The sequence below is a fragment of the Pseudomonas fluorescens genome, from assembly GCF_004683905.1.
GTDB classification, from domain to species: domain Bacteria; phylum Pseudomonadota; class Gammaproteobacteria; order Pseudomonadales; family Pseudomonadaceae; genus Aquipseudomonas; species Aquipseudomonas putida_A.
This window is the reverse complement of the sequence record NZ_CP038438.1, coordinates 2,500,830-2,513,179: the sequence shown is the minus strand read 5'-3', so window position 1 is coordinate 2,513,179 and position 12,350 is coordinate 2,500,830. Positions and strand designations below refer to the sequence as shown.

Sequence of the window (12,350 nt, the reverse complement as noted above, 5' to 3'; positions counted from 1 at the left end):
ATAACAAGACTGGAGACTCACCCCCATGAACTTCAAACGCACCTTGCTGGCCGCTGCACTCCCGCTGATGTTCACCTTCACTGGCGCCGCCCAGGCCCTGCAACTCAAATTCGCTGACATCCATCCCGCCGGTTATCCCACCGTGGTGGCCGAAGAAAACATGGGCAAGACCCTGACCCGGGAAACCAACGGCGAGCTGACCTTCCAATACTTTCCCGGGGGTGTGCTGGGCTCAGAAAAGGAAGTCATCGAGCAGATGCAAGTCGGCGCGGTACAGCTGTCTCGCGTCAGCCTGGGTATCGTCGGCCCGGTAGTGCCGGATGTGAACGTGTTCAACATGCCGTTCATCTTCCGCGACCATCAACACATGCGTAACGTCATCGACGGCGCAGTGGGCGACGAGATCCTCGACAAAATCACCAACTCCGAATTCGGCCTCGTGGCCCTGGCCTGGATGGACGGCGGCACGCGCAACGTCTACACCAAGAAACCGGTGCGCAAGCTCGAAGACCTCAAGGGCATGAAGATTCGTGTCCAGGGCAACCCGATGTTCATCGACATGATGAACGCCATGGGCGGAAACGGTATCGCCATGGACACCGGGGAAATCTTCAGCGCCTTGCAAACCGGCGTGATCGACGGCGCGGAAAACAACCCGCCGACCCTGCTCGAACACAACCACTTCCAGAACGCCAAGTTCTACAGCCTGACCGGTCACTTGATCCTGCCAGAGCCGATTGTGATGTCGAAAATCACCTGGGAAAAACTCACCCCGGATCAACAGGCGCTGGTCAAGACCGCCGCCAAGGCTGCCCAGGCTGAAGAGCGCGTGCTGTGGGACAAGAAGTCCGCTGCCAGCGAAGAAAAACTCAAGGCCGCTGGCGTCGAGTTCATCGAGGTCGACAAGAAACCCTTCTACGACGCCACCGCACCGGTGCGGGAAAAGTACGGTGCGAAGTACGCCGACCTGATCAAGAAAATCGAAGCCGTTCAGTAACGCCTCCCGCTCCGTCCTCATTAACCAGGCCCGGCGCACCTGATCACTCAGGCGCGCCCGGTTACGGTGGAACCCGATGAAGAATCTGCTGCTGCGTATCAACGACAAGATCTACATGACGTGCATCTGGGTCGCCGGCCTTTCCGTCCTGGCGATTTCCCTGATGATTCCCTGGGGCGTGTTCGCCCGCTACGTGCTGGGCACCGGTTCGAGCTGGCCAGAGCCGACGGCGATCCTGCTGATGATGGTGTTCACCTTCATCGGTGCCGCCGCCAGTTACCGCGCCGGCGCGCACATGGCTGTGGCCATGCTCACCGACCGTATGCCACCCCGGCTGAGATCTGCGGCGGCGATATTCTCGCAACTGCTCATGGCGTCGATCTGCATTTTCATGACCATCTGGGGCGCCAAGTTGTGCATGTCCACCTGGAACCAGTTCATGGCGGCCCTCCCCGATCTGCGGGTTGGCGTGACCTATCTGCCGATTCCCGTGGGCGGCTTGCTGACGCTGGTTTTCGTCCTGGAAAAACTCTTGCTCGGTGACCAGAGCAAACGGCGGGTCGTGCAGTTCGATCTGGTTGAAGAAAGTGAAGGTGGCGCTTAATGGACGCTCTGATTCTGCTGGGCAGTTTTATCGTATTGATCCTGATCGGCATGCCGGTCGCCTATGCGCTGGGCGCCGCCGCGCTGATCGGTGCGTGGTGGATCGACATCCCGTTCCAGGCAGTGATGATCCAGGTCGCGTCGGGGGTGAACAAGTTCTCGCTGCTGGCCATTCCGTTCTTCGTCCTGGCCGGCGCGATCATGGCCGAGGGCGGCATGTCCCGGCGCTTGGTGGCGTGTGCCGGGGTGCTGGTGGGTTTTGTGCGCGGTGGTCTGTCGCTGGTCAACATTGTCGCCTCGACCTTCTTCGGCGCGATCTCCGGTTCCTCGGTGGCCGACACCGCGTCGGTGGGTTCGGTGCTGATTCCGGAAATGGAACGCAAAGGCTATCCACGGGATTTCTCCACCGCGGTGACCGTCAGCGGCTCTGTACAAGCCCTGCTCACGCCACCCAGCCATAACTCGGTGCTCTACTCCCTGGCCGCCGGTGGTACGGTTTCGATTGCCTCGCTATTCATGGCCGGCATCGTGCCGGGCTTGATGATGAGCGCCTGCCTGATGGTGCTGTGCCTGATCTTCGCGAAAAAGCGCAACTACCCCAAGGGTGAAGTGATCCCGATGCGCCAGGCGCTGAAAATCGTCGGCGAAGCCCTCTGGGGCATGATGGCGATGGTGATCATCCTCGGCGGCATCCTCTCGGGGATCTTCACCGCCACGGAATCGGCGGCCATCGCCGTGTTGTGGTCGTTCTTCGTGACCATGTTCATCTACCGTGACTACAAGTGGCGTGAACTGCCGAAGCTGATGCACCGCACGGTACGCACCATTTCCATCGTGATGATCCTGATCGGTTTCGCCGCGAGCTTCGGCTACATCATGACCCTGATGCAGATTCCGGCGAAAATCACCACGCTGTTTCTGACCCTGTCGGACAACCGTTACGTGATCCTGATGTGCATCAACGTCATGCTGCTGTTGCTCGGCACGGTGATGGACATGGCGCCGCTGATCCTGATTCTGACGCCGATCCTGATGCCGGTGATTCTCGGCATCGGTGTCGATCCAGTGCAGTTCGGCATGATCATGCTGGTCAACCTCGGGATCGGGCTGATAACACCGCCGGTGGGTGCGGTGCTGTTTGTCGGTTCGGCGGTGGGCAAGGTCAGTATCGAAAGCACCGTGAAGGCGCTGCTGCCGTTTTATGCGGTGCTGTTTCTGGTGTTGATGCTGGTCACTTACATCCCCGCCATTTCCCTGTGGCTACCGCATCTGGTGTTGTAACAGCCTGAAAGATCGCAGCCTCGTTTCACTCGACAGCTCCTGCATGGGAATGCGCTTCCTGTAGGAGCTGCCGAAGGCTGCGATCTTTTGATCTGCCAACATTCAGGCACGCAACAACATATACCCCGCCACCACCAGACACACGCTGGCAAACCCCACCTGCAACGTCCGCGCTGGCACCCGCGCGCACAGTTTGCGGCCGATGATCATGCCGACGATGCTGGCCACGATAAACGCCGCGCCCTGAGCATCAATCCGCACACCCGCGTGAAACGAGCCGATCACACCAATCGCCGAAATCAGGCTGATCACCATCAGCGACGTCGCGACAATCCCGCGCATCTGCACATCGGTCAGTTGCTTGAACGCCGGCACGATCAGGAAGCCACCGCCGACGCCGAGCAAGCCCGAGACCACGCCGGTCACCGCACCCAGCGCCGCGAGGGTCGCGGTGCATTTGGCGGTCCAGTCGAAACGCCCGGTCTGCTCATTGAGCATGCAGTTTTTCTGCCCCCAACTGGCGTGGCCGTGGTCGCTCGGCCCCGTTTGCGCACGCTCGCGGCGCAGCATGCGCCAGGCCACCATGACCATCAGCAGGCTGAAGAGGATCATCAGGATCTTCTCCGGCAACTGGTGCGCAAAATAGATGCCCAGTGGCGAAAATACCGCGCCAAGCGCGGCGATCAGCAGCGCCGCGCGGTAGCGCACCAGCCCATGGCGCAAACCGTCGATCGCGCCCACTGCCGCCGCACTGCCGACGGCGAACAACGCCACGGGCGCGGCCTGGGTCATGCTCCAGCCGAGGCCAAGCACCAGCGCCGGCACCGCGAGAATCCCGCCGCCCGCCCCGGTCAGTCCGAGAATCAGCCCCATCAACACGCCAAACAGACTTGCCAGCAACATAGGGAGTTCTCAGTCGACTTTGGACAAACCGGTCAGCCACTCGCGGCCCTTGAGCATGCCGTTCCAGTAGAACCACGGCAGCAGCGTCGCCTTGAGGAACCACGCCGAGCGGCGCGGCACGGTCGCATCGAGGGCGAAGGTCGGCAGCAACTTCCCGCCGTAGCCGAACTCGGCGAGGATCACCTTGCCCTTCTCCACCGTCAGCGGGCACGAACCGTAGCCGTCGTACTTCAGTGGCAGCGGTTGTTGTTTGCGCAGGGCCAAGAGGTTTTCGGCGACTACGACGACCTGCTTGCGCACGGCGGCAGCGGTTTTCGCATTGCTGGTGCCGCAGATATCACCGAGGCCGAACACCTCGGGGTAACGCGGATGTTGCAGGCTGTGCGGATTGACTTCGCACCAGCCGGCAGCGTCGGCCAGCGGGCTCTGGGCGATGAAATCCGGCGAGACTTGCGGCGGCACCACGTGCAGCAGATCGAAGGTTTTCGCCTGTGTGGTGAGGTTGCCGTCAGCATCCTTGACCTCGAACCAGGCGGTTTTCGCCGGGCCGTCGACCTTGACCAGGTTGGAGTTGAAGGCCAGTTGCGCGTTGTACTTTTCGATGTACTTCATCAGCGGCGGGACGAAGGTCGCGACACCGAACAACGCAGCGCCGGCCAGGTTGAATTCAACCTCGACCTTGTTCAGCACGCCGGTTTTGCGCCAGTGATCGCACGACAGGTACAACGCCTTCTGCGGCGCGCCGGCGCATTTGATCGGCATCGCCGGCTGCGTGAAAAGCGCCTTGCCGCCGCGCAGTTTCTGCACCTGATCCCAGGTGTACTGCGAGTGCTGATAGCTGTAGTTGGAGGTCACGCCATGCTGGCCGAGGCTTTCCTGCAGGCCTTCGATCTTCTCCCAGGCCAGACGCAGGCCGGGGCAGACGATCAGGTTCTGGTAAGTGACGGTGCGCTGATCGTTGAGGGTCAACTGGCGCAGATCGGGATCGATACCGGTCACCGCCGCCTGAATCCAGGTGGCCTGACGCGGCATCACTTTGCTCATCGGCCGCACGGTGTCCTTGACGTCGTAGGCGCCACCGCCGACCAGCGTCCACGCCGGTTGGTAGTAGTGCTGGACGCTTGGCTCGATCACAGTGACTTTAAGAGTGGGATCACGCTTGAGCAGACTGGCGACGAAGCCGATGCCGGCGGTGCCGCCGCCGATGACCACGATATCGGCACTGATGGATAGGCCCCAGTGTTGATCGTTCATTGCTTGTTCCTTATTGCTGCATGCAAGGATTTCTTGGCCATCGCACAAATCCATTGTAGGAGTGAGCCTGCTCGCGATAGCGGTATGTCAGTCTATGAAGATGTTGGCTGATACACCGCTATCGCGAGCAGGCTCACTCCTACAGAGATTGTGTGGTGGCTGACATTTATTGATGGCCCAGGCTTTTCAGCACCGCTCCGCAATACAACCCGGACAGGGTCTTCATCACCTGAATCACTTCAGGACTGGCCAGACCGTAAAAGATGTATTTGCCTTCACGACGAGTCGCCACCAGGCCTTCATCGCGCAGGATGCCCAGTTGCTGGGACAGGGTCGGCTGGCGCACGCCGGTCATTTTTTCCAGCTCGCCGACATTGCGCTCGCCCTGGGTCAGCTGGCACAGGATCAACAGGCGATCCTCATTGGCCAGCGCCTTGAGCAGCGCGCAGGCCTTGGAGGCGGACGCCCGCAATTGGGCGACTTCACATTCGGTCAGACTGGATTGCATTTGCACGATGCCTTCAACGTCACTTAAGCTGCGAACATTATGTTTTTAGATAAAGTGTTGCAACCCATTTCCCTGATTCAGGTTGGTGTCCATGCCCGCGCAGATTGAAGCTTTCCTCGACCCCGCCTCCTCGACCTACAGCTACGTGGTCTATGAAGCCGATGGCGGGCAGTGTGCAATCGTCGACCCGGTACTCGATTACGACGGCGCCGCCGGTCGCACCTGCACCGCGCAGGCCGACAAAATCATCACCTTCGTCCGAGAACACCACTTGCAGGTGCAATGGCTGCTGGAAACCCACGCACACGCCGACCACCTGTCCGCCGCGCCGTACCTGCGCCGCGAACTGGGCGGCAAGATTGCGATCGGCCAGTCCATCAGCAAGGTGCAGAACGTGTTCAAGGCGCTGTTCAACCTGGAACCGGAATTCTGCGTTGACGGCTCGCAGTTCGATCACCTGTTCGCGCCGAACGAGTCGTTCAAGATCGGCAACCTCAAGGCCACCGCCCTGCACGTCCCCGGCCACACTCCGGCAGACATGGCCTACCTGATCGACGGCGAACAGATTCTGGTCGGCGACACGCTGTTCATGCCCGATGTCGGCACCGCCCGCTGCGACTTCCCCGGCGGCAACGCGCATCAGCTGTTCAACTCGATCCACAAACTGCTGGCCTTCCCGGCCAGCGTCAAACTCTACGTCTGCCACGACTACCCGCCCGAGGGCCGCGCTGCGCAATGCCAGACCACCGTCGGTGAGCAGCGTCTGAGCAATATTCATGTGCATGACGGGATCGACGAGGCGGCGTTTGTCGAGATGCGCACCAAACGCGATGCCGGGTTGGGCATGCCGACGCTGTTGCTGCCGGCGATTCAGGTGAATGTGCGGGCGGGGAATTTTCCGGCGGCCGAGGACAATGGTGTCGTGTATCTGAAGGTGCCGATCAACAAGCTTTAAGTCCCAGCGTCAAACCATTCGCCGGCAACGGCAACGCCGTCTTGTAGCGCACCTGCTTCAAGGCAAAACTCGAGCGGATATTCGCCACCCCCGGCACCTTGGTCAGAAAGTCCATCATGAACCTCTCCAGCGCCTGAATCGTCGGCACCAGCACCCGGATCAGATAGTCCGGGTCGCCGGCCATCAGGTAGCACTCCATCACCTCGGGGCGGTCGGAGATCGCCTCTTCGAAATGCTGCAACGCCTCCTCGACCTGTTTCTCCAGGCTGACGTGAATGAACACGTTCACATGCAGCCCCAGCAGATCGGCATCCAGCAGCGTCACCTGCTCGCGAATCAGCCCTAATTCCTCCATCGCCTTGACCCGGTTGAAACACGGCGTCGGCGACAGGTTCACCGAGCGCGCGAGGTCGGCGTTGGTGATGCGCGCGTTCTCCTGAAGGCTGTTGAGAATGCCGATGTCGGTACGGTCCAGTTTGCGCATGAGACAAAACCACCTGTTTTTTATGTTTATGCAGAATTTCTATCTGCAAATCGTCTCCAGCGCAACGAAACAGAGAGAAATATTCTTCTGGCCCGGGCCTATGATTGTTGTAGGACAAGATTTCTTTCACCCAAGAATGATTGCCAGCTCACTACAAGAAATTCACAAGATCGAGCGTAGAAGCCATGACCCAAGCGTATGAACCGCTGCGTCTGCACGTCCCTGAACCCTCGGGCCGCCCAGGCTGCAAAACCGACTTCTCCTACCTGCATCTGACCGATGCCGGCACGGTGCGCAAACCTTCCATCGACGTCGAACCTGCCGACACCGCCGACCTGGCGCGTGGGCTGATTCGGGTGCTCGACGATCAGGGCAACGCCCTCGGCCCCTGGGCTGAAAACGTGCCGGTCGAGATCCTGCGCAAGGGCATGCGCGCCATGCTCAAGACGCGGATCTACGACAACCGCATGGTGGTCGCCCAGCGCCAGAAAAAAATGTCGTTCTACATGCAGAGCCTTGGCGAGGAAGCCATCGGCAGCGCCCAGGCCCTGGCCTTGAACATCGACGACATGTGCTTCCCGACCTACCGTCAGCAAAGCATTTTGATGGCCCGCGAAGTACCGCTGGTCGACCTGATCTGCCAACTGCTGTCCAACGAGCGTGATCCGCTCAAGGGCCGGCAGTTGCCGATCATGTACTCGGTCAAGGACGCCGGTTTCTTCACCATCTCCGGCAACCTCGCCACCCAGTTCATTCAGGCCGTCGGCTGGGGCATGGCCTCGGCGATCAAGGGCGACACGAAAATCGCCTCGGCCTGGATCGGTGACGGCGCCACCGCCGAATCGGACTTCCACACCGCCCTCACCTTCGCTCACGTTTACCGCGCGCCGGTGATCCTCAACGTGGTCAACAACCAGTGGGCGATCTCGACCTTCCAGGCCATCGCCGGGGGTGAAGCCACCACTTTCGCCGGACGCGGCGTCGGTTGCGGAATCGCCTCGCTGCGGGTCGATGGCAACGACTTCTACGCGGTCTACGCCGCTTCCGCCTGGGCTGCCGAACGCGCCCGGCGCAACCTCGGCCCGACCATGATCGAATGGGTCACCTACCGCGCCGGCCCGCACTCGACCTCCGACGATCCGTCGAAATACCGTCCTGCCGATGACTGGAGCCACTTCCCGCTGGGCGACCCGATTGCCCGCCTGAAACAGCACCTGATCAAGGTCGGCCACTGGTCGGAAGAAGAGCACGCCGCCGTCAGCGCCGAGCTCGAAGCCGAAGTGATTGCCGCGCAGAAACAGGCCGAACAGTACGGCACCCTCGCCGGCGGGCAGATTCCAAGCGCCGCGACCATGTTCGAAGACGTCTACAAAGAGATGCCGGAGCACTTGAAGCGCCAGCGTCAGCAGTTGGGGATCTGACATGAACGATCACAACAACAATATTCAGTTGGAAACCGCCATGACCACGACCACCATGACCATGATCCAGGCCCTGCGCTCGGCCATGGATGTGATGCTTGAGCGTGACGATAATGTGGTGGTGTTCGGTCAGGACGTCGGCTACTTCGGCGGCGTGTTCCGTTGCACCGAAGGCCTGCAGACCAAGTACGGCACCTCGCGGGTATTCGACGCGCCGATCTCTGAAAGCGGCATTGTCGGTGTTGCGGTGGGCATGGGCGCTTACGGCCTGCGCCCGGTGGCCGAGATTCAGTTCGCCGACTACGTCTACCCGGCTTCCGACCAGATCATTTCCGAAGCCGCGCGCCTGCGTTATCGCTCGGCCGGCGAGTTCACCGCGCCGATGACCCTGCGCATGCCATGTGGCGGCGGGATCTACGGCGGTCAGACCCACAGCCAGAGCATCGAGGCGATGTTCACCCAGGTCTGTGGCCTGCGCACCGTGATGCCGTCCAACCCGTACGACGCCAAGGGCCTGCTGATCGCCTCCATCGAAAACGATGACCCGGTGATCTTCCTAGAGCCGAAACGCCTGTACAACGGCCCGTTCGACGGCCACCACGACCGTCCGGTAACCCCGTGGTCGAAACACCCGCAAGCCCAGGTGCCGGACGGTTACTACACCGTGCCGCTGGACGTCGCCGCGATCACCCGTCCGGGCAAGGACGTGACCGTGCTGACCTACGGCACCACCGTGTACGTGTCGCAAGTGGCCGCCGAAGAATCCGGCGTTGACGCTGAAGTCATCGACCTGCGCAGCCTGTGGCCGCTGGACCTGGAAACCATCGTCAAGTCGGTGAAGAAAACCGGCCGCTGCGTAGTGGTACACGAAGCCACCCGCACCTGCGGTTTCGGCGCCGAGCTGGTGTCACTGGTGCAAGAGCATTGCTTCCACCACCTGGAAGCGCCGATCGAACGCGTCACCGGTTGGGACACCCCCTACCCGCACGCGCAAGAGTGGGCGTATTTCCCAGGGCCGTCCCGAGTGGGCGCGGCGTTGAAACGGGTCATGGAGGTCTGAATGGGCACGCACGTTATCAAGATGCCGGACATCGGCGAAGGCATCGCAGAAGTCGAACTGTCGCAGTGGCACGTCAAGGTTGGCGATCTGGTGGTTGAAGACCAGGTGTTGGCGGACGTGATGACCGACAAGGCAATGGTCGATATTCCATCGCCGGTCCACGGCAAGGTGATTGCGCTCGGCGGTCAGCCGGGTGAAGTGATGGCGGTCGGCAGTGTGCTGATCAGCATCGAAGTTGAAGGCGCCGGAAACCTGAAGGAATCCGCCGCACCAGCACCGGTTGCTACGAAAGAGGCACCTGCTGCGTCGAAAGTTGAAGCCGCAGTCGAGAGCAAACCTGCCGCCGCTGCTGCACCGCGTTCCGCACCGGTTTGCCAAGGCCCGATGGTTGCCCGCGAGGCTGATGAACGTCCGCTGGCTTCGCCGGCCGTGCGCAAACATGCGCTGGATCTGGGCATTCAGCTGCGTCTGGTACGCGGCACTGGCCCGGCCGGTCGTGTGCTGCACGAAGACCTCGACGCTTATTTGGCCCAGGGTCAATCAAACGCTTCGGCACCGGCAACCGCCGCGTACGCCCAGCGTCACGATGAAGAACAGATTCAAGTGATCGGCATGCGCCGCAAGATCGCCCAGCGCATGCAGGACGCCACTCAGCGTGCCGCGCACTTCAGCTACGTCGAGGAAATCGACGTCACCGCCATCGAAGAACTGCGCGCGCATCTGAATGAAAAACACGGTGCCAGCCGGGGCAAGTTGACCTTGCTGCCGTTCCTGGTCCGCGCACTGGTCGTCGCCCTGCGTGACTTCCCGCAGATGAACGCCCGTTACGACGACGAAGCCCAGGTCATCACCCGCCTCGGCGCAGTGCATGTCGGTGTCGCCACGCAAAGTGATGTCGGCCTGATGGTGCCGGTGGTGCGTCACGCCGAAGCGCGCAGCCTGTGGGACAGCGCCGCGGAAATCTCGCGTCTGGCCAATGCCGCACGCAATGGCAAGGCCAGCCGCGACGAATTATCCGGCTCGACCATCACCCTCACCAGCCTCGGTGCGCTGGGCGGCATCGTCAGCACCCCGGTGCTGAACCTGCCGGAAGTGGCGATCGTCGGCGTGAACAAAATCGTCGAACGGCCAATGGTCGTCAAAGGCCAAATGGTGATCCGCAAGATGATGAACCTCTCCAGCTCCTTCGATCACCGCGTGGTCGACGGCATGGACGCGGCGCTCTTCATCCAGGCCATTCGTGGCTTGATCGAACAACCCGCAACCCTGTTTGTGGAGTGATGCAATGCAAACCTTGAACACCACGCTGCTGATTATCGGCGGCGGCCCCGGCGGTTACGTCACGGCGATCCGCGCCGGGCAACTGGGCATTTCGACGATTCTGGTCGAAGGCCAATCGCTGGGCGGCACTTGCCTGAACATCGGCTGCATTCCATCGAAAGCGTTGATTCACGTGGCCGAGCAGTTCCACCAGACCCGCCATCACAGCGAGCATTCGGCGCTGGGCATCAGCGTCTCGGCACCAACCCTCGACATCAGCAAGAGCGTCGAGTGGAAGGACGGCATCGTCGATCGCCTGACCACCGGCGTCGCCGCACTGCTGAAAAAGAACAAGGTCCAGGTCATCAATGGCTGGGCCAAAGTCATCGACGGCAAAACCGTGGAAGTCGGCGATACGCGGATCCAGTGCGAACATCTGGTGCTGGCCACCGGTTCGACCAGCGTCAACCTGCCGATCCTGCCAATCGGCGGGCCGATCATCTCCTCCACCGAAGCGCTGGCACCGAAGTCCGTACCCAAACGTCTGGTGGTGGTGGGCGGCGGTTATATCGGTCTGGAGCTGGGCATTGCTTACCGCAAGCTCGGCGCCGAGGTCAGCGTGGTCGAGGCGCAGGATCGTATCCTGCCGGCCTACGATGCCGAGCTGACCCAACCGGTCCACGAAGCACTGAAGCAACTGGGCGTGAAGCTCTATCTCAAGCACAGCGTGCTGGGTTTCGACGGCACCTTGCAGGTGCGTGACCCGAACGGCGACACCCTCAATCTGGAAACCGATCAGGTGCTGGTGGCGGTCGGTCGCAAGCCGAATACGCAGGGCTGGAACCTTGAAGCGCTGAACCTGGACATGAACGGCTCGGCGATCAAGATCGACAGCCGCTGCCAGACCAGCATGCGCAACGTCTACGCCATCGGCGACCTCAGCGGCGAACCGATGCTCGCGCACCGCGCCATGGCTCAGGGCGAAATGGTTGCCGAACTGATCAGCGGCAAATCCCGCGAATTCAACCCGACCGCCATCGCCGCCGTGTGCTTCACCGATCCGGAACTGGTGGTGGTCGGCCAGACCCCGGACGAGGCCAAGGCTGCGGGGCTGGACTGCATCGCTTCCAGCTTCCCGTTCGCTGCCAACGGCCGGGCGATGACCCTGGAATCGAAAAGCGGCTTCGTGCGCGTGGTCGCGCGTCGCGACAATCATGTGATTGTCGGCTGGCAAGCGGTCGGGGTTGGCGTTTCCGAGTTGTCGACCGCGTTCGCGCAAAGTCTGGAAATGGGCGCGCGCCTGGAAGACATCGGCGGCACCATTCATGCGCATCCGACCCTGGGTGAAGCGGTGCAGGAAGCGGCGTTGCGTGCTTTGGGGCATGCGTTGCATCTGTGATGGTGGGTGGCTGTAATGGCCCCTTCGCGAGCAAGCCCGCTCCCACAATGGGAATGCATTTCAAAATGTGGGAGCGGGCTTGCTCGCGAATTCTTGAGGCCGACACGATTTATCTGCCTGTCATCCGATAGTCCGGGCTGCGAAACCGCGCAAGAATGAAGTATTGTTGTGCCCATCCAAAAAAACGTCAGAAGCCTTGAACCGTTTCGACGGTTGTTCAGTGAT

12 protein-coding genes are annotated in these 12,350 nt (G+C 61.2%); 8 read left to right on the top strand and 4 right to left on the bottom strand.

Going from position 1 to position 12,350, the window contains the following annotated elements:
- The first annotated feature begins 25 nt into the window (after positions 1-25).
- From E4T63_RS11355 to E4T63_RS11345, 3 genes are all read left to right on the top strand, one after another.
- Positions 26-997, top strand: a complete 972-nt coding sequence (locus E4T63_RS11355; protein WP_135295485.1) for a TRAP transporter substrate-binding protein — start codon at positions 26-28, stop codon at positions 995-997.
- Positions 998-1,073: 76 nt separating this feature from the next.
- The gene (locus E4T63_RS11350; protein ID WP_135295484.1) at positions 1,074-1,601 is read left to right on the top strand and encodes a TRAP transporter small permease; all 528 of its coding nucleotides are present in this window, start codon (positions 1,074-1,076) and stop codon (positions 1,599-1,601) included.
- On the top strand, positions 1,601-2,881 hold the full coding sequence (locus E4T63_RS11345) for a TRAP transporter large permease (RefSeq protein WP_122608249.1): 1,281 nt from the start codon (positions 1,601-1,603) through the stop codon (positions 2,879-2,881). Before E4T63_RS11350 ends, E4T63_RS11345 begins: the two co-directional genes overlap by 1 nt.
- Before the next feature lie 102 nt (positions 2,882-2,983).
- On the opposite strand, the gene E4T63_RS11340 is transcribed toward E4T63_RS11345, so the two are convergent.
- From E4T63_RS11340 to E4T63_RS11330, 3 genes are all read right to left on the bottom strand, one after another.
- Positions 2,984-3,784, bottom strand: coding sequence for a sulfite exporter TauE/SafE family protein (locus tag E4T63_RS11340; RefSeq protein ID WP_098968223.1), 801 nt, complete (start codon positions 3,782-3,784; stop codon positions 2,984-2,986).
- A 9-nt stretch (positions 3,785-3,793) separates the two neighbouring features.
- Positions 3,794-5,038 carry an NAD(P)/FAD-dependent oxidoreductase gene (locus E4T63_RS11335; protein WP_135295483.1) on the bottom strand — a complete coding sequence of 415 codons (1,245 nt, stop codon included), beginning with the start codon at positions 5,036-5,038 and terminating at the stop codon, positions 3,794-3,796.
- Between the two features lie 166 nt (positions 5,039-5,204).
- On the bottom strand, positions 5,205-5,546 hold the full coding sequence (locus E4T63_RS11330) for an ArsR/SmtB family transcription factor (RefSeq protein WP_007965280.1): 342 nt from the start codon (positions 5,544-5,546) through the stop codon (positions 5,205-5,207).
- Positions 5,547-5,637: 91 nt separating this feature from the next.
- Between E4T63_RS11330 and E4T63_RS11325 the strand changes: the two genes are divergently transcribed.
- Positions 5,638-6,501: an MBL fold metallo-hydrolase gene (locus E4T63_RS11325; protein WP_098968221.1), complete on the top strand. Its 864-nt coding sequence runs from the start codon at positions 5,638-5,640 to the stop codon at positions 6,499-6,501.
- On the opposite strand, the gene bkdR is transcribed toward E4T63_RS11325, so the two are convergent.
- Positions 6,488-6,985: a Bkd operon transcriptional regulator BkdR gene (gene bkdR / locus E4T63_RS11320; RefSeq protein WP_135295482.1), complete on the bottom strand. Its 498-nt coding sequence runs from the start codon at positions 6,983-6,985 to the stop codon at positions 6,488-6,490. The genes E4T63_RS11325 and bkdR overlap by 14 nt on opposite strands.
- 185 nt (positions 6,986-7,170) lie before the next feature.
- On the opposite strand from bkdR, the gene E4T63_RS11315 reads away from it, so the two are divergent.
- Genes E4T63_RS11315 through lpdA form a run of 4 tightly spaced genes read left to right on the top strand, consistent with a single transcriptional unit; the run spans position 7,171 to position 12,125 of the window.
- A complete protein-coding gene (locus tag E4T63_RS11315; protein ID WP_003224001.1) occupies positions 7,171-8,406 on the top strand; it encodes a 3-methyl-2-oxobutanoate dehydrogenase (2-methylpropanoyl-transferring) subunit alpha in 1,236 nt (411 codons plus the stop codon).
- 1 nt (position 8,407) lies between these two features.
- Entirely contained in the window at positions 8,408-9,466 is a 1,059-nt protein-coding gene (locus E4T63_RS11310) for an alpha-ketoacid dehydrogenase subunit beta (protein WP_003224000.1), read from the top strand.
- Positions 9,467-10,747, top strand: a complete 1,281-nt coding sequence (locus E4T63_RS11305; RefSeq protein WP_135295481.1) for a dihydrolipoamide acetyltransferase family protein — start codon at positions 9,467-9,469, stop codon at positions 10,745-10,747.
- Between the two features lie 4 nt (positions 10,748-10,751).
- The gene (gene lpdA / locus E4T63_RS11300) at positions 10,752-12,125 is read left to right on the top strand and encodes a dihydrolipoyl dehydrogenase (protein ID WP_135295480.1); all 1,374 of its coding nucleotides are present in this window, start codon (positions 10,752-10,754) and stop codon (positions 12,123-12,125) included.
- Positions 12,126-12,350: the final 225 nt, after the last annotated feature.